26 protein-coding genes are annotated in these 22811 nt (G+C 56.6%); 12 read left to right on the top strand and 14 right to left on the bottom strand.

Annotation, left to right across the window (positions count from 1 at the left end; all coding sequences use genetic code 11):
• Nucleotides 1-542: 542 nt before the first annotated feature.
• The gene (gene mnmL / locus AC6CWS_RS18115; protein ID WP_065882603.1) at nucleotides 543-1478 is read left to right on the top strand and encodes a tRNA modification radical SAM protein MnmL/YtqA; all 936 of its coding nucleotides are present in this window, start codon (nucleotides 543-545) and stop codon (nucleotides 1476-1478) included.
• Between the two features lie 52 nt (nucleotides 1479-1530).
• On the opposite strand, the gene AC6CWS_RS18110 is transcribed toward mnmL, so the two are convergent.
• Complete coding sequence (locus tag AC6CWS_RS18110) at nucleotides 1531-2814, bottom strand: MFS transporter (RefSeq protein WP_023291136.1); 1284 nt, start codon at nucleotides 2812-2814, stop codon at nucleotides 1531-1533.
• Nucleotides 2815-2890: 76 nt separating this feature from the next.
• Nucleotides 2891-3907: a Zn-dependent oxidoreductase gene (locus AC6CWS_RS18105; protein WP_023291135.1), complete on the bottom strand. Its 1017-nt coding sequence runs from the start codon at nucleotides 3905-3907 to the stop codon at nucleotides 2891-2893.
• Between the two features lie 297 nt (nucleotides 3908-4204).
• Here AC6CWS_RS18105 and uxuA point away from each other — a divergent pair, with 297 nt between their 5' ends.
• The 4 genes from uxuA to mtgA all read left to right on the top strand — a co-directional run bounded on the left by uxuA (nucleotide 4205) and on the right by mtgA (nucleotide 9366).
• A complete protein-coding gene (uxuA, locus tag AC6CWS_RS18100; protein ID WP_044524869.1) occupies nucleotides 4205-5269 on the top strand; it encodes a mannonate dehydratase in 1065 nt (354 codons plus the stop codon).
• A 148-nt stretch (nucleotides 5270-5417) separates the two neighbouring features.
• The gene (gene arcB, locus AC6CWS_RS18095; protein ID WP_032454177.1) at nucleotides 5418-7757 is read left to right on the top strand and encodes an aerobic respiration two-component sensor histidine kinase ArcB; all 2340 of its coding nucleotides are present in this window, start codon (nucleotides 5418-5420) and stop codon (nucleotides 7755-7757) included.
• Between the two features lie 233 nt (nucleotides 7758-7990).
• Nucleotides 7991-8644 (top strand): isoprenoid biosynthesis glyoxalase ElbB, encoded by a 654-nt coding sequence (gene elbB, locus AC6CWS_RS18090; protein ID WP_023291132.1) that lies wholly within the window; start codon nucleotides 7991-7993, stop codon nucleotides 8642-8644.
• The gene (gene mtgA / locus AC6CWS_RS18085; RefSeq protein ID WP_065882604.1) at nucleotides 8641-9366 is read left to right on the top strand and encodes a monofunctional biosynthetic peptidoglycan transglycosylase; all 726 of its coding nucleotides are present in this window, start codon (nucleotides 8641-8643) and stop codon (nucleotides 9364-9366) included. The genes elbB and mtgA overlap by 4 nt, the downstream gene beginning before the upstream one ends.
• Nucleotides 9367-9429: 63 nt before the next feature.
• On the opposite strand, the gene npr is transcribed toward mtgA, so the two are convergent.
• The 11 genes from npr to AC6CWS_RS18030 all read right to left on the bottom strand — a co-directional run bounded on the left by npr (nucleotide 9430) and on the right by AC6CWS_RS18030 (nucleotide 17326).
• Nucleotides 9430-9702 (bottom strand): PTS phosphocarrier protein NPr, encoded by a 273-nt coding sequence (gene npr, locus AC6CWS_RS18080; RefSeq protein WP_002918431.1) that lies wholly within the window; start codon nucleotides 9700-9702, stop codon nucleotides 9430-9432.
• Entirely contained in the window at nucleotides 9699-10553 is an 855-nt protein-coding gene (rapZ, locus tag AC6CWS_RS18075) for an RNase adapter RapZ (RefSeq protein ID WP_004206208.1), read from the bottom strand. Before rapZ ends, npr begins: the two co-directional genes overlap by 4 nt.
• 45 nt (nucleotides 10554-10598) lie before the next feature.
• The gene (gene ptsN, locus AC6CWS_RS18070) at nucleotides 10599-11087 is read right to left on the bottom strand and encodes a PTS IIA-like nitrogen regulatory protein PtsN (protein ID WP_004144926.1); all 489 of its coding nucleotides are present in this window, start codon (nucleotides 11085-11087) and stop codon (nucleotides 10599-10601) included.
• A 70-nt stretch (nucleotides 11088-11157) separates the two neighbouring features.
• A complete protein-coding gene (hpf, locus tag AC6CWS_RS18065; RefSeq protein WP_004206206.1) occupies nucleotides 11158-11445 on the bottom strand; it encodes a ribosome hibernation promoting factor in 288 nt (95 codons plus the stop codon).
• A gap of 22 nt (nucleotides 11446-11467) precedes the next feature.
• Nucleotides 11468-12901 (bottom strand): RNA polymerase factor sigma-54, encoded by a 1434-nt coding sequence (rpoN, locus tag AC6CWS_RS18060; RefSeq protein ID WP_004206204.1) that lies wholly within the window; start codon nucleotides 12899-12901, stop codon nucleotides 11468-11470.
• A 47-nt stretch (nucleotides 12902-12948) separates the two neighbouring features.
• Nucleotides 12949-13674: an LPS export ABC transporter ATP-binding protein gene (lptB, locus tag AC6CWS_RS18055; protein WP_004206203.1), complete on the bottom strand. Its 726-nt coding sequence runs from the start codon at nucleotides 13672-13674 to the stop codon at nucleotides 12949-12951.
• Nucleotides 13675-13680: 6 nt separating this feature from the next.
• Complete coding sequence (lptA, locus tag AC6CWS_RS18050; protein WP_065882605.1) at nucleotides 13681-14226, bottom strand: lipopolysaccharide ABC transporter substrate-binding protein LptA; 546 nt, start codon at nucleotides 14224-14226, stop codon at nucleotides 13681-13683.
• On the bottom strand, nucleotides 14195-14770 hold the full coding sequence (gene lptC, locus AC6CWS_RS18045; RefSeq protein WP_002918413.1) for an LPS export ABC transporter periplasmic protein LptC: 576 nt from the start codon (nucleotides 14768-14770) through the stop codon (nucleotides 14195-14197). Before lptC ends, lptA begins: the two co-directional genes overlap by 32 nt.
• Nucleotides 14767-15333 carry a 3-deoxy-manno-octulosonate-8-phosphatase KdsC gene (gene kdsC, locus AC6CWS_RS18040; protein ID WP_065882606.1) on the bottom strand — a complete coding sequence of 189 codons (567 nt, stop codon included), beginning with the start codon at nucleotides 15331-15333 and terminating at the stop codon, nucleotides 14767-14769. The genes lptC and kdsC overlap by 4 nt, the downstream gene beginning before the upstream one ends.
• 14 nt (nucleotides 15334-15347) lie before the next feature.
• On the bottom strand, nucleotides 15348-16352 hold the full coding sequence (gene kdsD / locus AC6CWS_RS18035) for an arabinose-5-phosphate isomerase KdsD (RefSeq protein WP_369707981.1): 1005 nt from the start codon (nucleotides 16350-16352) through the stop codon (nucleotides 15348-15350).
• Complete coding sequence (locus AC6CWS_RS18030; protein ID WP_023291127.1) at nucleotides 16349-17326, bottom strand: calcium/sodium antiporter; 978 nt, start codon at nucleotides 17324-17326, stop codon at nucleotides 16349-16351. Before AC6CWS_RS18030 ends, kdsD begins: the two co-directional genes overlap by 4 nt.
• 209 nt (nucleotides 17327-17535) lie before the next feature.
• Here AC6CWS_RS18030 and mlaF point away from each other — a divergent pair, with 209 nt between their 5' ends.
• The 7 genes from mlaF to murA all read left to right on the top strand — a co-directional run bounded on the left by mlaF (nucleotide 17536) and on the right by murA (nucleotide 22342).
• Nucleotides 17536-18348 (top strand): phospholipid ABC transporter ATP-binding protein MlaF, encoded by an 813-nt coding sequence (gene mlaF, locus AC6CWS_RS18025; RefSeq protein WP_004206196.1) that lies wholly within the window; start codon nucleotides 17536-17538, stop codon nucleotides 18346-18348.
• Between the two features lie 7 nt (nucleotides 18349-18355).
• Entirely contained in the window at nucleotides 18356-19138 is a 783-nt protein-coding gene (gene mlaE, locus AC6CWS_RS18020; protein WP_004150949.1) for a lipid asymmetry maintenance ABC transporter permease subunit MlaE, read from the top strand.
• A gap of 4 nt (nucleotides 19139-19142) precedes the next feature.
• Complete coding sequence (mlaD, locus tag AC6CWS_RS18015; protein ID WP_004206195.1) at nucleotides 19143-19694, top strand: outer membrane lipid asymmetry maintenance protein MlaD; 552 nt, start codon at nucleotides 19143-19145, stop codon at nucleotides 19692-19694.
• Between the two features lie 18 nt (nucleotides 19695-19712).
• Nucleotides 19713-20348 (top strand): phospholipid-binding protein MlaC, encoded by a 636-nt coding sequence (gene mlaC, locus AC6CWS_RS18010; protein WP_023291126.1) that lies wholly within the window; start codon nucleotides 19713-19715, stop codon nucleotides 20346-20348.
• A complete protein-coding gene (mlaB, locus tag AC6CWS_RS18005) occupies nucleotides 20348-20638 on the top strand; it encodes a lipid asymmetry maintenance protein MlaB (protein WP_023291125.1) in 291 nt (96 codons plus the stop codon). Before mlaC ends, mlaB begins: the two co-directional genes overlap by 1 nt.
• A 136-nt stretch (nucleotides 20639-20774) precedes the next feature.
• Nucleotides 20775-21029, top strand: coding sequence for a BolA family iron metabolism protein IbaG (gene ibaG, locus AC6CWS_RS18000; protein ID WP_004144910.1), 255 nt, complete (start codon nucleotides 20775-20777; stop codon nucleotides 21027-21029).
• Nucleotides 21030-21082: 53 nt separating this feature from the next.
• Nucleotides 21083-22342, top strand: a complete 1260-nt coding sequence (gene murA / locus AC6CWS_RS17995; RefSeq protein ID WP_023291124.1) for a UDP-N-acetylglucosamine 1-carboxyvinyltransferase — start codon at nucleotides 21083-21085, stop codon at nucleotides 22340-22342.
• Between the two features lie 54 nt (nucleotides 22343-22396).
• Here murA and sfsB read toward each other — a convergent pair whose 3' ends face one another.
• Nucleotides 22397-22669, bottom strand: a complete 273-nt coding sequence (sfsB, locus tag AC6CWS_RS17990; RefSeq protein WP_004206189.1) for a DNA-binding transcriptional regulator SfsB — start codon at nucleotides 22667-22669, stop codon at nucleotides 22397-22399.
• Between the last annotated feature and the right edge of the window lie 142 nt (nucleotides 22670-22811).

The following is a 22811-nucleotide window of genomic DNA, read 5'->3' as shown; positions in this document are numbered from 1 at the left end:
TTGAGGACTTGCTGTTAAGAGGGAATCTCAATTACTGCATAAATATGATGAGCAGAGTGCTCATCCAGAAAGCTTCCAGCGGATTCCCAACTTATCGGGAATCCACACTTACGTCAAATGGCAATCTTATTAATACAAAAATGTGCTATACAGGTGTTAACTTTTTGTTTTTAAAATAAATAATGCCTTTTTTTATGCTTTGGATACGTCCGTAGAGGGTAAGACTAGTGTGATCTGTCTCACTGTGCGCGCGGCTTTGCATTACCGATCTGCGCTGAAATATAATTCATTATTAGCATATTTGACTGCTATTAATTTATGTGGTGGATATTAATACTGTTTTTTACCATAAAGTAGATTAGGGCCGCGCGATGAAGAAATATAAGGAAAACTCATTACCCTGCGGATGAATGAAATTGCAGTAATCATGATTGTTTATGCAATGAAGCGGGGCGCCGCGCTGACGATTGATCCAGGTCATCGCCGTCGGTGACGAAAAGTGGCAGGCTTGGCCCCCTTTGTTGAGGCCGGTCTATCAGATTATGCAGTTACAGAAATTAGTCAATATGTTTGGTGGGGATCTTCTGCGCCGCTATGGCGAAAAGGTCCATAAGCTAACGCTGCACGGCGGTTTTAGCTGCCCGAACCGCGACGGTACGCTGGGCCGTGGCGGCTGCACTTTCTGTAACGTGGCCTCGTTTGCGGATGAAGCCCAGCAGCATCGATCCATCGCCGAACAGCTCGCCCATCAGGCGCAGCTCGTTAACCGGGCAAAGCGCTATCTGGCCTATTTTCAGGCCTATACCAGCACCTTTGCTGAAGTGCAGGTGCTCCGCTCGATGTATCGCCAGGCCGTCAGCGAGGCGAATATCGTTGGCCTTTGCGTCGGCACCCGCCCGGACTGCGTGCCGGAGGCGGTTCTCGACCTGCTCAGTGAATACCACCAGCAGGGGTATGAGGTATGGCTGGAGCTGGGGCTGCAGACCGCGCATGATAAGACCCTGCATCGCATTAACCGCGGGCATGATTTCGCCTGTTACCAGCGTACCGCGCGTCTGGCGCGTGAGCGCGGACTGAAGGTTTGCGCGCATCTCATTGTCGGCCTGCCCGGGGAGACCCTGGAGCACGGCCTCGAGACACTGGAGCGGGTCGTGACCACCGGCGTGGATGGCATCAAGCTGCACCCGCTGCATATCGTTAAAGGCAGCATTATGGCAAAAGCATGGCAGGCCGGTCGTCTCGATGGCATCGAACTGGAGGCGTATACCGTCACCGCCGGGGAGATGATCCGCCACACCCCGCCGGAGGTGATCTACCATCGCATATCGGCCAGCGCCCGTCGGCCCACGCTGCTCGCGCCGCTGTGGTGCGAAAATCGCTGGACCGGAATGGTTGAACTGGATCGCTATCTGAATGAGCAGGGCGCTCAGGGTTCGGCGCTGGGCCGCAGCTGGGTCGCGCCCCAGGCGGTGAAATAGTCTCAGAGGATGCCCGGCGTGATGACTGCGCCGGGCATGGTATTGCTGTCGACTATGCCTGACTGGCTTTCATTGTCACGCGTGGCGTTTTGATCACGAACAGTACCAGCAGGGCGCCGAGCGCGGCGATAGTGCCGGCGAGGACAAAGGCGCTGTCGAATTTACCGGTAGACTGCACGATATAGCCGGTGACAATCGGCCCCACGATGCCGGAGACGCTGCCGATAAGGTGGATAAAGCCGCTGGTGCCGCCGACGCGGGATTTATGCACCACGTCCTGGATAATCGCCCAGTAGATCGCGCCGGTGACATAGAGGAAAAAGATGGAGACCGACATCAGCAGAACGGCAGGAACGACGCTGCTGACGGTACCGGCAAGCCCCACACAGATGGCGGCCATCAGCAGACATACCACCAGCACAATTTTGCGCGACAGCAGCAGGCGTCCGGTGAGTTTAAAAATTTTATCAGAAATATAGCCTCCCAGCGCCAGGCCGACAAAGCCGACTATCCATGGGATCATGGTGGTGAGGCTCATCTGTTTAATATCCAGATGGTGCTGCTGAACCAGATAGGACGGGAACCAGCTGAGGAAGAAAAACAAAATATAGTTGTAGCAGAAGAACGCAAAGGCCGTTACCAGAATAATAGGCTGCTTGAGATAATAACCCAGTGAGTGAGCGGTTTGATTTTCTACGGTTTCCAGGGCGTCCTCCTCTTGCTTCATTTTATTAATGAGCATGAGCTCTTCCTGACTGACATGCTTATGTTTGTCAGGCGAGTTGGCGGCAATAAAAAACCACACGACCATCCACACAATACCGATGGCGAAAATAATCATAAACGCCGGGCGCCAGCCGAATGCGAGGGCCAGATAACCGACGATGGGGCCGGCAACCGCGCCGCCCAGCGGAGAGCCGGCGCTGAGCAGCCCTACGGCGGTAGCCGCTTGCTTCTTAGGAAACCAGCCGTTGATCATCTTGTTCGCCGACGCGCAAATCGGGCCTTCAGCCATCCCGAAGAGGACGCGCAGCATCAGCATGGAATAAAAGCCGGTGGCAAAGGCGGTTAAGCCGCAAAATAGCGACCACATCCCCACCGCCAGCCCCAGGACCAGCGTTGCGCCAAACTTATCCACGGCCAGACCGCCAATAAAATTAAATACCGCGTAGCCGAAGAAAAAACTGCCGAAAATAATACCAAACTGTTCGGCGTTTAGCGCCAGATCCTTTTCAATCATCGGTACCGTAATGGATAACGCCACCCGGTCCAGATAATTAATCATATATACTAAAAATAATAACAGGACGATAATCCAGCGGATATTTTTTCCCATGATGACACCGTGATGAGTATGTTATTGAGCTCTGGCGCGACGGATATCAATATTCACGTCGCCCGTTATTTAGCATTTACCCCAGCTGCAGCAATACCTTGCAGCAGGTTTTCCGATCGTTGGCAAAAATCTCCATAGCCTCTTTTACCTGCTCCAGCGGCATGCAGTGGGTGATTAACGCCTCAGGCTGGATAAGGCCTTTCTCCATCCAGTCGATGACCAGCGGAAAACGTCCGCTGTTCAGCCGGGAGGAGAAAATGGAGATCTCTTTACTGGTGATGCTTTGCTGGGTGAGGGTGGACGCCTCGCCGGAGAAGCCGAGTATGCCGATGCGTGCGGCGGGAGAGGCGAGGAGAATGGCCTCCTGAAGGATCGCCGGGTGGCAGGCGGCATCGATGACCAGCGTGGGGGCTATCTGCCGCTGCGCCAGCTGTTCCGCCAGCGGCTGGTGAGTGTTATCCAGCGTCAGATCGGCGCCATTGTCCCGCGCCATCTGCAGACGTTCGGCAATGCGGTCCACAACGATCACCTGCTTAACGCCATACACCCCCTTCAGCGCCTGGATCACCGTCAGACCCATCGGACCTGCGCCGTAGATCAGGGCGATATCCTGCGCCATGGGCTGCAGCTGGGCGGTAATGTTTGCCGCAATGGTAAAAGGCTCAACCATCGTCGCCTGACGATCGCTGATGGCTTCCGGAATGCGCCAGGCGTTTTTCGCCGGCACGCAGGCGTAGTCGCTGAATCCGCCGTCGCGGTGAACCCCGATGACCTGGAGCTGCGCACAGACATTCGGCCGCCCCACCGAGCAGGGATAACACTGGCCGCAGCTGACGACAGGGTCGACTGCGACGCGCTCGCCGATGCGTGCCGGAGAGACCTGTTCGCCGACGGCATCGATGATGCCGAAGAATTCATGGCCGATCACGCGGGGATATTTCGCGAAGGGGTTGTGGCCCTGATAGATATGCACATCGGAACCGCAGATCCCGGCAAAGGCGATTTTCACCCGGACTTCGTGGGCGCCCGGAGCGGGAACCGGACGTGATTCGATGTTCAGTTGGCCTGGCTCTTTGACAACGACGCTTCTCATTTCTGTTCCTTCCCTTGTCTATTTTCTGAACAAATATCGTGACTTTTATTACCATACAAGTATGCAATTGATCATAACTAGCTCTGGATCACATTTGGCGAAGGTCGTCAGTAAAAGCCCGGCAATGATTAATCTATTGAAATAAATTGAGAAAAATTATGAATGTAGCGAAAGCGACCTCACCGGCGAGCCGGTCAGCAGGAATGTGATCGCCATCACGACAGTTAAGGCTCAATCAATTATGATTACTGGTATGGTAGTAGGGTGAAATTAAACTATGTTGAGCAGGTGATGACGATGCAGATGACAATGCGCTGGTTTGGACCAGAGGAAGATAAGGTTTCATTAGAGCATATACGCCAGGTCCCCGGCGTGGAGGGGGTGGTCGGCGCGCTCTATGACGTCGCGGTGGGCGAGGTATGGCCGGAGGATAAAATTGAGCGTCTGGTCAGCCAGGCCCATGCCGCAGGCCTGAAAATGGAGGTAATAGAGAGCGTCAACATCCATGACGATATCAAAATCGGCCTCCCTTCTCGTGACCGCTATATTGCCAACTATCAGCAGACCATTCGCCACCTTGCCCGCTTCGGCGTCAAAGTCATCTGCTATAACTTCATGCCGGTGTTCGACTGGATGAAGACGGATATGAACTACGTCCTGCCGGATGGCTCGTTGACGATGGCTTTTGAGAAGAAAGATATCGATAAGCGGCTGGAAGACGTGGTGAAGGAGGTGCTTGAGAATTCAAACGGCTTCGCGTTGCCGGGCTGGGAGCCGGAACGGCTGGCGGAAGTGCAGACCCTGTTTGCCAAATATAGCGCGGTGGATGACCATAAGCTGCGGGAGAACCTGGTCTATTTTCTGCGGGCGGTGATCCCGGTTTGCGAAGAGGTGGGCGTGAAAATGGCGATCCACCCTGACGATCCGCCGTACTCGATATTTGGCCTGCCGCGGGTGGTCAAAAACCGCGACGATCTGGACTGGATCTGCCGGGCTGTCGATTCACCCGCCAACGGCATCACCCTCTGCACCGGCTCGATTGCCGAAGATCCGGATAACGACGTATACGCTATTCTGGCTGAGTTTACCCGCCGCAAGCGGATCCATTTTGCCCACGTCCGCAATATTAAACTGATGCAGGATAAAGACTTTTACGAGTGCGCCCATCCGTCAGAATACGGCTCCCTGGATATGTATAAGGTGATGCAAGCGTTGCACGACAACGGCTTCGACGGCTATATACGCCCGGATCATGGCCGCTTTATCTGGGGAGAGACCGGACGCCCGGGCTATGGTTTATACGATCGCGCACTCGGGGTGACCTACCTCAAAGGTCTCTGGGAGGCGCTAAGCAAGCGCTAACCCCCTCCTGACCATGCCTCTTTTTCGCGGCTGGTTCGCCTCAGCGGCCAGCCGTCATATCGGCTCCTTCCCGCATTTTTTGCACAACTTACAGCGCATTGCTCAGAATTGAGTATTATTGTGCGGAGTTGTCGTGAAGGAATCCCCTATGAAGCAAATTCGTATGCTGGCGCAGTATTATGTCGACCTGATGATGAAGCTGGGTCTGGTCCGCTTTTCAATGCTGTTGGCACTTGCGCTGGTGGTGCTGGCCATCGTGGTACAGATGGCGGTCACCATGGTGCTGCATGGCCAGGTTGAAAGCATCGACGTTATCCGCTCGATCTTCTTCGGTCTGCTGATCACCCCGTGGGCGGTCTATTTTCTCTCGGTGGTGGTGGAGCAGCTTGAAGAGTCCCGCCAGCGTCTTTCGCGGCTGGTGGAGAAACTGGAGGAGATGCGTGAGCGCGATCTGAAGCTGAACGTGCAGCTGAAAGACAATATCGCGCAGTTGAATCAGGAGATTGGCGAACGTGAAAAGGCGGAAGCCGAGCGTGAGACCACCCTCGAGCAGCTGAAGATCGAGATGAAAGAGCGTGAAGAGACGCAGATCCAGCTCGAACAGCAATCCTCCTTTCTGCGCTCTTTCCTCGATGCCTCCCCGGACCTGGTCTTCTACCGCAATGAGGATAAAGAGTTTTCCGGCTGTAACCGGGCGATGGAGCTGCTGACCGGCAAAAGCGAGAAACAGCTGATCCACCTCAAACCGCAGGATGTCTATAGCGAAGAGGCGGCGGAAAAGGTGCTGGAAACCGATGAGAAGGTGTTCCGCCACAATGTATCGCTGACCTATGAGCAGTGGCTGGACTATCCCGATGGCCGTAAAGCGTGCTTCGAAATCCGCAAGGTCCCGTACTACGATCGCGTCGGTAAGCGTCGTGGTCTGATGGGCTTCGGACGCGATATCACCGAACGAAAACGCTATCAGGACGCCCTCGAACGCGCCAGCCGGGATAAAACCACCTTCATCTCCACCATCAGCCATGAGCTGCGTACCCCGCTGAACGGGATTGTCGGGCTGAGCCGAATTTTGCTGGATACCGAACTGACCAGCGAGCAGGAAAAATACCTGAAAACCATCCATGTCTCAGCGGTGACGCTGGGGAATATCTTCAATGATATTATCGACATGGATAAAATGGAGCGCCGTAAGGTGCAGCTCGATAACCAGCCGGTGGACTTCACCAGCTTCCTTGCCGACCTGGAAAACCTTTCCGGTCTGCAGGCGCAGCAGAAGGGACTGCGCTTTGTGCTGGAGCCGAGCCTGCCGCTGCCGCACAAGGTGATCACCGATGGCACCCGCCTGCGGCAAATCCTGTGGAATCTTATCAGCAACGCCGTGAAGTTTACCCCACAGGGCGGAGGGGTGAACGTCCGCGTGCGCTATGACGAAGGCGATATCCTGCACTTCGAAGTGGAAGACTCCGGGATTGGTATTCCTGAAGCGGAGCAGGACAAAATATTCGCCATGTATTACCAGGTCAAAGACAGCCACGGCGGCAAACCCGCCACCGGCACCGGGATTGGCCTCGCCGTATCGCGTCGCCTGGCGCGCAATATGGGCGGCGATATCAGCGTCACCAGCCAGCCGGGTAAAGGGGCGACCTTTACGCTCACCGTCCATGCGCCTGCCATTGCGGAAGAAGTGGAAGATACGCTGGCGGAAGACGACATGCCATTACCGGCGCTCAACGTCCTGCTGGTGGAAGATATTGAGCTCAACGTCATTGTGGCGCGCTCGGTGCTGGAAAAGCTGGGCAACAGCGTGGATGTCGCGATGACCGGCAAAGCCGCGCTGGAGATGTTTGAGCCTGGCGAGTACGACCTGGTGCTGCTGGATATCCAGCTGCCGGATATGACGGGACTGGATATTTCTCGTCAGCTAAAACAGAATTTTGCCGCGGATGAGCTGCCGCCGCTGGTGGCCCTGACCGCCAACGTGCTGAAGAATAAGAAAGAGTATCTGGATGCCGGCATGGACGATGTGCTGAGCAAGCCGTTATCGGTGCCGGCGCTGACAGCCATGATTAAAAAATTCTGGGATGCGCCGGAAGAGGAGGCGCAGGAAGCGCCGGCGGCCGATCGGCATAAAGCCGATGCGGTGCTGGATACCGATATGCTGGAGCAATATATCGAACTGGTGGGACCGAAGCTTATCAACGATGGCCTCGCGGTATTTGAAAAGATGATGCCGGGCTATATGTCCGTCCTTGAGTCTAATCTCACCGCCCGGGATCAAAAAGGGATCGTCGAAGAGGGGCATAAGATCAAAGGGGCTGCGGGCTCTATTGGCCTGCGCCACATCCAGCAGCTGGGTCAGCAGATCCAGACGCCGGACCTGCCTGCCTGGTCTGATAATGTCGCTGAATGGGTTGAAGAGATGAAATCCGAGTGGCAAAACGACGTGGCGGTTCTGAAGGCGTGGGTGGCGAAGGCCGGGAAAAAATGACCCCGGACAGACCGGGGTGCGCGAATACTGCGCCAACACCAGGGAACTGGTGGTTGAGCCAGTGTGATTTGAGTGATGTTGTTACGTGGCGCAACCTGAGAAGTGGATTGCTCGCTCATTAAGATAGCAAAGCTTAACTAATTTGTTACATGAATCAGTAAAATATGTGAAGCATAGCGAGTAAATCGACATTTTTGACTGGTTTCAGCGAGTTGCATGGAGGAGCGAAGGCGATGAAAAAAATTGGTGTGGTACTGAGCGGCTGCGGCGTGTACGACGGCAGTGAAATTCATGAGGCAGTGATTACCCTGCTGGCGATCGCGCGCAACGGCGCGCAGGCGGTCTGCTTTGCGCCCGATAAACCACAGCGCGACGTCATCAACCATCTGACGGGCGAACCGTTGACCGAGCAACGCAACGTGCTGGTTGAAGCGGCGCGCATCGCCCGCGGCGACATCCTGCCGCTGGCGCAGGCGCGTGAGGAGACGCTGGACGCGCTGATCGTCCCCGGCGGCTTCGGCGCGGCGAAAAACTTAAGCAGCTTCGCCGCCGAGGGCAGCGAATGCGAGGTGGACCGCGACCTGCGGGCCCTGACGCTGGCGATGCATCAGGCCGGCAAGCCGCTGGGCTTTATGTGCATCGCTCCGGCGCTGCTGCCGAAGATCTTTGCGTTTCCGCTGCGGATGACTATCGGGACCGATCTCGACACCGCCGATGTGGTGGAGGAGATGGGGGCGGAGCATGTGCCTTGCCCGGTCGACGACATCGTGGTGGATGAAGAGAACAAAGTGGTTACCACTCCGGCGTATATGCTGGCGGAGAATATTGCGCAAGCCGCTACCGGGATCGAAAAACTGGTCGCCCGCGTGCTGGCGCTGAGCGCATGAAGTTCCGCATTGCGCCCTTCGCGCTGCTTAAACGACTGGCGCTGCGTCTGCTGCTGATCGCCGCCGTCTTCTGGGGCGGGGGGATCGCGCTGTTTAGCGTGCTGCCGGTGCCCTTTTCGGCGGTCATGCTTGAGCGGCAGGTTAGCGCCTGGCTGTCCGGAGATGTCCACTATCTGGCGCACTCCGACTGGGTCGCCATGGATAACATCTCCCCGTGGATGGGGCTGGCGGTGATTGCCGCCGAAGATCAGAAGTTCCCGGAACACTGGGGGTTTGACGTCCCGGCGATAGAAAAGGCGCTGGCGCACAATGAGCGTCACGATACCCGCATTCGCGGCGCATCAACGCTGTCGCAGCAGACGGCGAAAAACCTGTTTCTGTGGGATGGACGTAGCTGGCTGCGCAAGGGGCTGGAAGCCGGGTTGACCGTCGGCATAGAAACCGTGTGGAGTAAAAAGCGGATCCTGACCGTCTACCTGAATATTGCCGAGTTTGGCGATGGGATTTTTGGCGTGGAAGCGGCCGCCCAGCGCTATTTTCATAAGCCCGCCAGCCAGTTGACGCCGGGGGAAGCGGCTCTGCTGGCCGCGGTGCTGCCAAACCCGATCCGCTATCGCGCCGACGCGCCTTCGGGCTATGTGCGCAACCGCCAGGCCTGGATCTTACGTCAGATGCGACAGCTGGGTGGGGAAGGGTTCATGCGTGAGCATAAGCTCTATTAGCGGGTTAATCCGGCGCCGGGGCTGGTACAGTCGCCAGTCGTCCGTCGCCGGGAAGCATCACGTTTAATCTTCGTCAAACCCGGCATTAAACAGGGCAATCACCGCGGCGAGGGCTTCCACTTCCTGCGGACCGCTGGCCTCCACCTCTATCTGCCGTCCTTTCGCCGAGTCCAGCATCAGCAGGGCAATGACGCTGTTGGCTTCCGCCTCCGTGCCTTCATCGTTGCGCAGCAACACCTCGGCATCGAAATTCTGCATTAGTTCGAACAGCTTCATCGCCGGGCGGGCGTGCATGCCCAGCTTATTGGTGATTTCAACGGTCTGCTTTACGGTCATGATTTACGTTTTTCCAGCGTCCGATGACGAGACTGTACGTTTTTGCCGCGCGAGCGGAAGTAGTCAGCCAGTTGTTCAGCAATATAAACCGAACGATGTTTACCGCCGGTACAGCCAATGGCCACCGTCAGATAGCTGCGATTGTTGGTCTCCAGCATCGGTAACCATAGCTCAAGATAGCTCCGGGTCTGGTAAATAAAGTTGTGCACTTCGGTGTGCCGATCGAGGAAGGCGGCCACCGGTTTATCCAGACCGGTCATAGGACGCAGCTTCGGATCCCAGTGCGGGTTTGGCAGAAAGCGCACGTCAAAGACGTAATCGGCATCGATCGGGATACCGTGCTTAAAGCCGAAGGATTCGAAGACCATGGTCAGTTCGCGTTCACGTTTACCCAGCAGCCGGGTGCGCAACATTTCCGCCAGCTCGTGAACCGACATCTCCGAGGTATCGACAATCAGGTCGGCCCGCGAGCGCAGGGGCTCCAGCAGATCGCTCTCTTCGTCGATGGCGCTTTCCAGCGACAAATTCTTGCTCGACAGCGGATGCAGGCGACGGGTGTCGCTGTATCGACGGATCAGCGTGTTGCGATCGGCATCGAGAAACAGCAGCTGCGGCGAAAAGCACTCCGGCAGGTTTTTCATGGCCTGCTCGAAGATCTCCGGTGATTCCGGCATGTTCCGCACGTCGATGCTGACGGCCGCCGAAATATTGCGGTCAGCCAGCGACCGTGCCAGATCGGGCAGCAGCACGACCGGCAGGTTATCCACGCAGTAAAAGCCCATATCTTCCAGCGCTCGCAGAGCGACGGATTTACCCGAGCCCGAGCGGCCGCTGACGATCATCAGTACCATGTACCGTTTCTCCTCAGTACGATAAAGGATAAGGTGCGACTGCCGTTATGCGTCATCGCTGCTTCCTGCTTCGGTGATGATCTCATACAACTCTTCATCGCTCTGCGCCGCGCGCAGGCGACGACAAATCGCTTTGTCGGCCAGCCGTTTGGCCACCAGGGAGAGCGTATGCAGGTGGGTTTTTGTCTGATCGGCCGGCACCAGCAGCGCGAACAGCAGGTCGACAGGCTGATTGTCGATCGCGTCGAAGGCGATGGGGGTTTCCAGCTGGACAAAAACGCCGACAGCACGCAGCGTATCCTCTTCCAGTTTTCCGTGGGGAATGGCGATACCATTGCCAATCCCGGTACTGCCCATTTTTTCACGGGTGAGGATCGCTTCGAACACCACCTGCGGCGGCAAACTTAACTGTTTGGCGGCCAGTTCGCTAATGATTTCCAGAGCACGCTTCTTGCTCTGGCAGTGAACCTGGCTACGGGTACATTCCTGGTTCAGGACGTTGCTCAGTTGTAGAGCCGAATCGTTGTTCATCATAATTTCACCTGAGCGCCCCCGCGCCCGTCGCCGATGTTAACTGACGGCGGACGCAGGGGGGCCCGGACAATTAGTGTTGTTTTAGTTTATCTTTATGCTTCGTTAACTGCCTTGCCAGCTTGTCGATAAGACCATCGACAGCCGCATACATATCCTGCCCTTCCGCACTGGCATGGATTTCGCCACCGTTGACATGCAGATTCGCGTCCGCAATTTGCGTCACTTTCTCTACTTTTAACACAATATAGACCTGATTGATCCGGTCGAAAAATTGTTCCAGCTTGCTGAACTTCGCCGTGACGAAGTCGCGCATCGCGGGAGTGATCTCGACGTTGTGTCCTGTAATGTTGAGCTGCATAGTGTCTTCCTTATCGGTTGTGTCAGACCAGTTGTTTACGCTGGTTTGACGGCGGGATGGATAAAGACTCTCTGTACTTCGCGACAGTGCGGCGCGCGACCATGATACCCTGCTCGGACAACATGGAGGTGAGCTTACTGTCGCTCAACGGCTTCGCGGGGTTTTCCGCGGCGATGAGTTTCTTCACCAGCGCGCGAATCGCCGTCGACGAGGCTTCGCCGCCGCCTTCGGTATTAACATGGCTGGAGAAGAAATACTTCAGTTCAAAAATACCGCGCGGACTGTGCAGATATTTTTGCGTGGTGACACGGGAAATCGTCGATTCATGCATCTCGACGGCCTGGGCGATATCGGCCAGCACCATCGGCTTCATATACTCTTCACCCTGTTCGAAAAAAGCCTGCTGCTGTTCTACGATGCAGCGGCTGACGCGAAGCAGGGTGTCGTTGCGGCTTTCAAGACTTTTGATCAGCCAGCGGGCTTCCTGAAGATTGCTGCGAATGAACTGGCCGTCGGCGTCATTGCGGGCGCTGTTGCCCATTGCCGCATACTGCTGATTAATTTTCAGCCGTGGAATGCTGTCGGCGTTGAGCTCCACGGTCCAGCGGCCGCTGACCTTGCGCACCAGCACGTCGGGAATGACATATTCCGGTTCGCTGGTTTGAATGGACTGGCCAGGACGGGGATCCAGGGACTGGATCAGATTTACCGCCTCTTTCAGCACCTCTTCTTTCAGGCGGGTCACCCGCATCAGGGTGCGGAAATCATGGTTGGCCAGAAGATCGAGATGATCGCTGATAATCAGCCGGGCCTCCTCCAGCCATGGCGTCTCTTTGGCGAACTGCGAGAGCTGGATCAGCAGGCAGTCGCGCAGATCTTTCGCCGCGACGCCAACCGGATCGAAACGCTGGATGCGCTTCAGGACGGCTTCCACTTCTTCGAGGCCGATCTCCTCATCGCCGATGCTGTCGACGATATCTTCAATCTGAACGGTGAGGTAGCCCGTATCGTCGACGGCGTCGACAATGGAGGTGGCGATGGCGCGGTCGGTATCGGTGAAGGGCGTCAGCTCGACCTGCCACATCAGGTAATCCTGCAGCGTCTGGGTGGTCTCGCCTTGATAAACGGGGAGTTCGTCGTCCTGGTAGTCCACGCCGTTGCCTGACGGCGTACCGGCGGTATAGATTTCATCCCAGCTGGCATCGAGAGGAAGCTCGTCGGGCATCTCTTTTTGCTCAAGCGCGTCGACGGTATCGAGAGACTCGCGGTCCTCCACCTCTTTCGCCTCTACCTCGTCGTGAAGATCGGTTTGCTCAAGCAACGGGTTACTTTCCAGCGCTTGCTGGAGCTCTTGCTGGAGTTCTAACGTGGACAACTGCAGCAAACGAATCGCCTGCTGTAGCTGCGGCGTCATGGCAAGCTGTTGGCTAAGCCTTAATTGCAAACCTTGCTTCATGTTCAGGGTAAATATCTCCGGCTAAAACGTCTGTAACCTCTACCCTATCAGAGTCTGAAGTCTTCCCCAAGATACACGCGCTTAACCTGCTCATCTTCGAGGATCTGCTGCGGTGTACCATGAGCGATAAGGTGTCCCTGACTGACAATATACGCGCGTTCGCAGACGGCGAGCGTCTCTCTGACGTTATGATCGGTAATCAGTACGCCGAGGCCGCTGTCGCGCAAATGCTCAATGATGCGTTTGATATCGATAACCGAGATCGGATCCACGCCGGCAAAGGGTTCATCCAGAAGAATAAATTTCGGGTTTGCCGCCAGCGCGCGGGCGATTTCGACGCGGCGGCGTTCGCCACCGGAGAGCGCCTGACCGAGGCTGTCGCGCAGGTGCTCAATATGAAACTCTTCCATCAGCTCTTTGGCGCGATCTTCCCGCTGTTCGCTGCTCAAATCGTCACGGATCTGCAGGACCGCCATCAGGTTGTCATAGACGCTCAGGCGACGGAAAATCGAGGCTTCCTGCGGCAGATAGCCGATCCCCCGGCGCGCGCGCGCGTGCAGTGGCAGCAGGCTGATGTCTTCGTCATCAATGATGATATTGCCCGCGTCGCGCGGCACAATCCCGACCACCATGTAGAAGGTGGTGGTTTTACCGGCGCCGTTGGGGCCGAGCAAGCCGACAATCTCCCCCGAGTTAACGGTGAGACTGACATCTTCCACCACGCGGCGGCCTTTATACGCTTTAGCGAGATTCTTCGCAGTTAAGGTTGCCATAACGGATTAGTTACTCTTCTTTTGCTGGTTGCCGCTTTTGTCCTGCAGCTCGGACGGCACCAGAACGGTGGTGACGCGTCGACCTTTGTCGCTGAAGGCCTGCATTTTTTGTTCTTTCACCAGATAGGTGATCTTGTCGCCCTTGATGTTGCTGTCGAGCTGTTCAAGGTACGCGTTGCCGGTCAGCACGACGTAATCGTTCTGCAGCTCATAGCGCATTTTCGACGCCCGGCCTTTTACCGGTTTGCCGTTATCCTGCATCTGGTAGAAGTTGGCCGGGTTACCGAAACCTTCGATCACCTCTTTGCCTTTTTCATTGCCCGGACGGGTGACTACCACTTTATCAGCGTTAATCTTGATCGTCCCCTGAGTGACGACCACGTTACCGGTGAAGGTGACGACGTTGCCCTGCATATCCAGCGACTGCTGATCGGATTCGATATGGATCGGCTGATCGGTATCGCCCGTCTTGGCGAGGGCCGGCAGGCTGGCGGCCAGTAACGCGCCGGCGAGCGCAATCTTAAGGCTGAGTTTGTTTGTTCTGAATTTCATAAGAGGTTCTCACCTTTTCAATCAGCTCGGCATTTTTGCTGCGAAGGTTTCCACGCATTTTCAGGCCGCTGGAATTAAATGTGGTGCCGTATAACGTCACCATGTCATCGGAGGTAACGTCCTGCGTTACCAGATTTATCTGGGCGTTATCCGTCGTAATTTTGCGCAGTTGAGAGTCTGGCGCGAGCGCATTCACCTCAACGTGCCCGTAAAGATAGAGCATCCGGTCATTTGTCAGCTTCGCTTTATCAGCCCTGACTGACCAGGTCGGCACCTTATTGGTATCAAAGGTAGTCATCACCGGTTTGGTAAACCAGGAGACCTCCTGATCGGAAAAATACTCCACGTGCTCGGCGATCAGCCGATAGCTCAGGGCGCCTTCCGGACTGTACACCACGGTGTCAGTGTGTTCGCTTTTATACGTCGGGTCGTTGGGATTGACCTCCGGCTGGGCCGTGTCGTCCGTATTCGCCAGATTCAGTCCGATGAGGATCAGCGCAAGCAGCGACAGTAAAATGATAACCCAACGTCTGGTTTTACTCATATTGATTGCCCTTTGGCCTCATCCAGCTTGCCCTGCGCCAATAGTAACAAATCGCAGACTTCGCGTACCGCGCCGCGTCCGCCATTAATCCGGGTGATGTAATCGGCGCGCGGCAGCAGCAGCGGATGCGCATCCGCGACGGCGACGCTGAGGCCCACTTCGGCCATCACCGGCCAGTCAATCAGATCGTCGCCGATGTAGGCGACTTCCTCTGGCCGCACGCCCAGTTTGTCAATGAGATCGCGGAACGCCAGCAGCTTGTCCGACTGCCCCTGATACAAATGCGTAATGCCCAGCGTCTGACAGCGATCTTCTACCAGTTTAGCTTTTCGTCCGGTAATAATCGCCACTTCAATGCCAGAGGTCAGCGCGCAGCGGATACCATAGCCATCGCGGACATTGAACGCTTTCAGCTCCTCGCCGTGATTACCCATATAGATAAGCCCGTCGGATAATACACCGTCGACATCGAGGACCAGTAGACGGATCTTAGCCGCGCGATCGAGAAACGTCTGGCTTACCGGCCCATAGCAGGTCGCTAACTGAGCATCAGCATTATTCATTATTTTTTCCTTACTTACACTACGCCCGCGCGCAGGAGATCGTGCATATGTACCACACCCAGCAGATGGTCGCCATCGGCAACCAGCACGCAGGTGATATGACGGGATTGCATCAGGTTTAGCGCATCCACCGCCAGAGTGCCGGGACGGATGCGGATCCCTCCCCGGGTCATGACGTCGGCAATGCTGGCATCGCGCATATCGACGCCGGTGTCGAAGACCCGGCGCAGGTCACCGTCGGTAAAGATACCGATGATGTTCATGTCGTCATCGCAGATAGCGGTCATACCTAAATTTTTACGAGTGATTTCCAGCAGCGCATCGCGCAGGGTGGCCTGCAGGCCGACGTGCGGGATCTCATCACCGGTATGCATAATATCATTGACGCGCAGCAACAGCTTACGACCGAGTGCGCCGCCCGGATGCGAGAGAGCGAAATCCTCAGCGGTAAAGCCGCGAGCCTCCAGCAGGGCGACGGCGAGGGCATCGCCCATCACCAGCGCGGCGGTGGTGCTGGAGGTGGGGGCCAGCCCTAATGGACAAGCCTCTTTCGGCACTTTCACGCACAGATGGATATCCGCCGCGCGCGCCATGCTGCTTTCAGGCCGGCTGGTGATGCAGATAAGCTTCACCTGCTGGCGTTTCAGGACCGGGATCAGCGCGAGGATTTCGTTCGATTCGCCGGAGTTCGACAGCGCAATCACCACGTCCTGCGGCGTAACCATGCCCAAATCGCCGTGCGCGGCTTCGCCAGGGTGGACAAAAAATGCCGACGTGCCGGTACTGGCGAAGGTTGCCGCCATTTTGCGGCCGATATGACCGGATTTGCCCATCCCCATCACCACGACTTTCCCGCCGCAGCGGAAAATCGTTTCGCAGGCGCGGGTGAAATCTTCATTTATATATTGATCGAGCTGGGCCAGACCTTCACGTTCAATTTCCAGCACCTGACGGCCGGCCTGTTGAAAGTCAAAATCCGTGGGCAAATCTATTTGCGACATGATGTTATCCCGAGTCATTCAACGAAGAGCGGCGCTGTCCAGAACAGCATCGCCAACCAAACCACAAAACCACCGACCAGCAGCGCGCCAACCAGTCGTCCCGGCTGCTGCCTACGGCGCCAGCACAGCACCGCGAAGATCAGGCTGACCAGCAACATCACGCCATAGTCGCGGGTAAAGGCTTCCGCCGCAAAGGCTCCCGGCGCGATCAGCGCCGGCAAACCCAGCACCAGCGCAATATTGAGGATATTCGCGCCGATGATATTGCCGATGGCAATGTCATCTTCCCCTTTGCGCGCCCCGGCGATGGCGGTGGCCAGCTCCGGCAGGCTGGTGCCTATCGCCACTACCGTCAGGCCGACGGTCAGTTCGCTGATAGCAAAATAGTTTGCCAGCACCGTGCTGTTATCCACCACCATGCGGGTGGCCATCGGCATGACGATCATCGCCACCCCTAACCACAGCAGAGCGACCGGCAGCGACCCTTCACGCGGCAGTTCCGCCAGCTGTTCGCGGGTCAGGCTATCGCTTCCCTGGCGTTCCGCCAGACGGGCGATCTTGATGGTGAACAGCAGCCATAGCAGCGCCAGCGCCAGTAAAAACAGGCCGTCGAGACGGGACAGTTGACCATCATAGAGCACCAGCCCCGCCAGCACGCTGACCAGCAACATTAGCGGTAATTCGCGGCGCAGAATATCAGAATGCACGGTAAATGGCCTGAGTAAGGCAGCCAGACCGAGGATCAGGAGAATATTGGTGATATTGGAGCCGAGCGCGGTGCCCACCGCCAGATCGGTCTGCCCATGCAGCGAGGCCGCGGTGGAAACCATGATCTCTGGCAGGCTGGTGCCAATACTCACCACCGTCATACCGATGATCAGCGGCGGGATCCCCAACATGCGACAAAGGATGGAGGCGGCATAGACCAGACGATCGGCGCTGTAGACAACCAGCAATAAACCAATAATTAACAGAGCCGTCGCTAAGAGCATCTAAAGTCCTTTCTTCAGGTATAATCGTCGCCTCGCTGGGTTATCCCTACGCAGCGTAACGAATTCTTAATTTTGACTTTATGCGTGCCAAAAGTAAAACAAATGCCAGCTTTCGCTAACCTGTGCAGGTAAGATTCTGTAAAAATGTTGTGATTGTGGCGTAAGAAAGGGCGATGCTTGCCCATCAGGTGCTTAGTAAGGATGATTTTATGAGCCAAACTCAGGCGAATTTAGTTGAAGTGCGCGGTATCCGCTTTTCTCGCGGCGATCGCGTGATCTTCGACGACATCTCGCTGTCGGTGCCGCGCGGTAAAATTACTGCGATTATGGGACCTTCGGGGATCGGCAAGACTACCCTGTTACGCCTGATCGGCGGACAGATCCCGCCGGACAGGGGAGAGATCCTGTTCGATGGCGAGAACGTGCCGCAGATGACCCGTTCACGTCTGTACACGGTGCGTAAGCGGATGAGCATGCTGTTCCAGTCCGGGGCGCTGTTTACCGACCTCAATGTTTTTGACAACGTCGCCTACCCGCTGCGCGAACATACGCATCTGCCGCCTGCGCTGCTGCATACGACGGTGATGATGAAGCTGGAGGCGGTGGGGCTGCGCGGTGCGGCGAAGTTAATGCCCTCCGAGCTTTCCGGCGGCATGGCGCGCCGCGCCGCCCTGGCGAGGGCCATCGCCCTGGAGCCGGATCTCATTATGTTCGACGAACCGTTCGTCGGGCAGGATCCCATCACCATGGGCGTGCTGGTGAAGCTGATTTCTGAACTCAACAGCACGCTGGGCGTCACCTGCATCGTGGTTTCGCACGATGTGCCTGAGGTGCTGAGCATTGCGGACTATGCGTATATCGTGGCGGATAAAAAGATTGTCGCCCACGGCAGCGCCCAGTCGCTACGGGAGAATGCCGACCCTCGGGTTCGTCAGTTCATTGATGGTATTGCCGACGGCCCGGTGCCGTTCCGTTATCCGGCTGGCGACTATCACCATGATTTATTAGGCATAGGGAGTTGAGCGACTGATGCTGTTTAATGCGCTGGCCGCGCTAGGCCATCGCGGTATTAAAACCACCGCGACCTTTGGACGCGCCGGATTAATGCTGTTTAACGCCGTTGTCGGCAAACCAGAGTTTCGCAAGCACGCGCCGCTGCTGGTTCGTCAACTCTACAACGTCGGCGTTCTGTCGATGCTGATTATCATTGTATCGGGCCTTTTTATCGGTATGGTGCTCGGGCTGCAGGGTTATCTGGTCTTAACCACCTACAGCGCAGAGACCAGTCTTGGCATGCTGGTGGCGCTGTCGCTGCTGCGCGAGCTGGGGCCGGTGGTCGCCGCGCTGCTGTTTGCCGGTCGCGCCGGGTCGGCGCTGACCGCCGAGATTGGCCTGATGCGGGCCACGGAACAGCTCTCCAGTATGGAGATGATGGCGGTGGATCCGCTGCGCCGCGTCATTTCTCCCCGTTTCTGGGCCGGCGTCATTTCGCTGCCGCTGCTGACGATTATCTTCGTCGCGGTGGGGATCTGGGGTGGCGCGCTGGTGGGCGTGAGCTGGAAGGGCATTGACGGTGGTTTTTTCTGGACCGCGATGCAAAATGCCGTCGACTGGCGAATGGATCTGGTGAACTGCCTGATTAAGAGCCTGGTATTCGCCATTACGGTAACCTGGATTGCGTTATTCAATGGTTATGACGCTATCCCCACTTCCGCCGGGATTAGCCGGGCGACTACGCGCACCGTGGTGCATGCGTCGCTGGCGGTTCTGGGGCTGGATTTTGTGCTGACTGCGCTGATGTTTGGGAATTGAGTTCATGCAAACGAAAAAAAATGAAATCTGGGTAGGGGTGTTCTTACTGGTGGCGCTGCTGGCGGCGCTGTTTGTCTGCCTGAAGGCGGCCAACGTCACCTCGTTACGTACCGAGCCGACTTACCGTCTTTACGCGACCTTCGATAATATCGGCGGCCTGAAAGCGCGCTCGCCGGTGCGCATCGGCGGTGTGGTTGTTGGCCGCGTGGCGGACATCACCCTCGACCCGAAAACCTATCTGCCGCGCGTGGAGCTCGATATTGATGAGCGCTACAACCATATCCCCGATACCAGTTCGCTGGCGATCCGCACCTCTGGCCTGCTGGGCGAGCAGTATCTGGCGCTGAACGTCGGTTTTGAAGACCCGGACCTCGGGACGACTATCCTTAAAGACGGCGGTACTATCCAGGACACCAAGTCCGCCATGGTGCTGGAAGATCTGATTGGTCAGTTCCTTTATAACAGCAAGGGCGGCGACAATCAGAATTCTGGCAATGATAAGGCCGAGGCAGAAGGTCATACTGACGCGACGCCGGCAGCCGGCACGACGCATTAATTTCAGGAGAAATACGATATGTTTAAACGCTTACTCATGGTCGCCATGCTGGTGATTGCCCCGCTGACCGCGGTCCAGGCGGCAGACCAGTCCAATCCGTATAAGCTGATGAATGAAGCGGCGCAGAAAACCTTCGATCGCCTGAAGAATGAACAGCCGAAGATCAAGGCCAACCCTAACTATCTGCGCGACATCGTCGACCAGGAGCTTCTGCCGTATGTGCAGGTGAAGTATGCCGGCGCGCTGGTGCTGGGCCGCTATTACAAAGAAGCCACCCCGGCGCAGCGTGAAGCCTATTTTGCCGCCTTTCGTGAATACCTGAAGCAGGCCTATGGCCAGGCGCTGGCCATGTACCACGGTCAGACCTACCAGATTGCCCCTGAACAGCCGCTGGGCAGCGCGACCATCATTCCGATCCGCGTCACCATCCTCGACCCGAATGGCCGTCCGCCGGTACGTCTCGACTTCCAGTGGCGTAAAAACACCCAGACCGGCAACTGGCAGGCCTACGATATGATCGCGGAAGGGGTCAGCATGATCACCACCAAACAAAACGAGTGGAGCGATCTGCTGCGTACCAAGGGCGTTGATGGCCTGACCGCGCAGCTGAAAGCGATCTCCGCTCAGCCGATCACCCTGGAACAGAAAAAATAATGAGCGGGCAGCTGAGCTGGACTCGTGATGGCGAGACGCTGGCGCTGCACGGAGAGCTGGATCAGGATCTACTGGTCCCGCTCTGGGAGGCACGCGCCCAGGCGACGGCGGGGACAGCGATCATCGATCTCAGCCAGACCACGCGCGTGGACACGGCGGGCCTGGCGCTGTTAGTGCATTTTGTCGCGCTGATTCGCCGCCAGGGCCGGGAAGCGCAGCTGATCGGCAAGAGCGAAAATCTGCAAACGCTGGTCGGTCTTTACAACCTGCCTGCCGATATGATCCCATAATCTTTTCAGTGCCTTAGCGCTGAAGCTATTCCGAAAGCCCCGGCAATCTTTTCGCCGGGGCTTTTTGCTTGTTTAAGACCGCGCCACTTTCCTCTAAGATGTTGGGCTGTTTTCACTATCAGATAAATTTGAGCCCATGGAAAATCATGAAATTCAGACCGTGCTGATGAACGCACTCCCCCTCCAGGAAGTCCACGTCTCTGGCGATGGCAGCCACTTTCAGGTTATTGCTGTGGGTGAGATGTTTGATGGCATGAGTCGGGTTAAAAAGCAGCAGAGCGTCTACGCGCCGCTGATGGAATATATTGCTGACAACCGCATCCATGCGCTGTCGATCAAGGCCTTTACTCCGCAGGAGTGGGCGCGAGACCGCAAACTAAATGGCTTCTAAGCTGTGGGGGATCCCCTGCAGCGTATGTGAATTTTTAATAGAGAACAGAATCAATGGATAAATTCCGTGTTCAGGGGCCGACTCGCCTTCAGGGCGAAGTCACCATCTCCGGTGCAAAAAACGCCGCCCTGCCTATCCTCTTTTCCGCGCTGCTTGCCGAAGAGCCGGTAGAGATCCAGAACGTACCTAAGCTGAAAGACATCGATACCACCATGAAGCTGCTGAGTCAGCTGGGCGCGAAGGTAGAGCGCAATGGTTCGGTGTGGATTGACGCCGGCCCGGTCGATGTATTCTGTGCTCCGTACGATCTGGTGAAAACCATGCGCGCCTCCATCTGGGCGCTGGGCCCGCTGGTGGCGCGTTTCGGTCAGGGACAAGTCTCTCTGCCTGGCGGCTGCGCCATCGGCGCGCGTCCGGTCGATCTGCATATTAGCGGGCTGGAACAGCTGGGCGCCGAGATCAAACTGGAAGAAGGTTATGTTAAAGCCTCGGTCAATGGTCGTCTGAAAGGCGCGCATATCGTGATGGATAAAGTGAGCGTCGGCGCCACTGTCACTATCATGAGCGCAGCGACCCTCGCCGAGGGGACGACGATTATCGAAAACGCCGCTCGCGAGCCGGAGATCGTCGATACCGCGAACTTCCTTAACGCGCTGGGCGCAAAAATCAGCGGCCAGGGCACCGATCGCATCACCATCGAAGGCGTGCAGCGTCTGGGCGGCGGCGTTTACCGCGTGCTGCCGGACCGTATTGAAACCGGGACCTTCCTGGTTGCCGCAGCCATTTCCGGCGGCAAGATCCTCTGCCGTCACGCGCAACCAGATACCCTGGACGCCGTACTGGCGAAGCTGCGCGACGCCGGAGCCGACATCGAAACGGGCGAAGACTGGATCAGCCTTGATATGCACGGCAACCGTCCGAAAGCGGTTAACGTGCGTACCGCGCCGCATCCGGGCTTCCCGACCGATATGCAGGCCCAGTTCACGCTGCTCAACCTGGTCGCGGAAGGGACCGGCGTGATCACCGAAACGATCTTTGAAAACCGCTTTATGCACATTCCGGAACTGATCCGTATGGGCGCCCACGCGGAGATCGAGAGCAATACCGCGATCTGTCACGGCGTGGAGCAGCTTTCGGGCGCGCAGGTGATGGCGACCGATTTGCGTGCCTCGGCGAGCCTCGTGCTGGCAGGTTGTATCGCTGAGGGAACCACCATCGTCGATCGCATCTATCATATCGATCGTGGCTATGAGCGTATCGAAGATAAACTGCAGGCGCTGGGTGCCAATATTCAGCGCGTGAAAGGCGAGTAACCGCATCCTGTCAGGGCCCGGGCGTCTATCCCGGGTCCTTGTCGAACAATCACATCACTTGTCCATCTTCTTTTGACGCATCATCTGCGTTCTGTCGATAAACTCATGCGTTACCGGATCATGGTAGCGTGACGGCCAGATGACCCACGGCTGTGTATCCAGCGCCGTGGCGATGATTAATTCGCCTTTCGGCCAGGGGCGGGTCAGGGCGTTCGCCAGCGTTGAAGAACTCAGACCGTGCCGTCGCGACTCTGCCGCCAGCGATGTTCCCCGTTTACGTAATCCCGCAACAATATCTGCGGGATGCCAGTCGATGAACTTATCCATAAATTCTCCTGGTGATAAAGATCCTGATCGGCCCATATGGGCGACGGGGACACTATACCCGCGCACCAGGTAAGGTTCTAACAAGTTCTGTTAAAGCGCCGGAATATTCAGAATGTATCAAGGTATCCGGAAATTTACGCTA

It is taken from the genome of Klebsiella sp. M041 (genome assembly GCF_059759695.1).
Note: the sequence above shows the minus strand (reverse complement) of the source record. Positions and strands in the feature narration are given on the sequence as shown.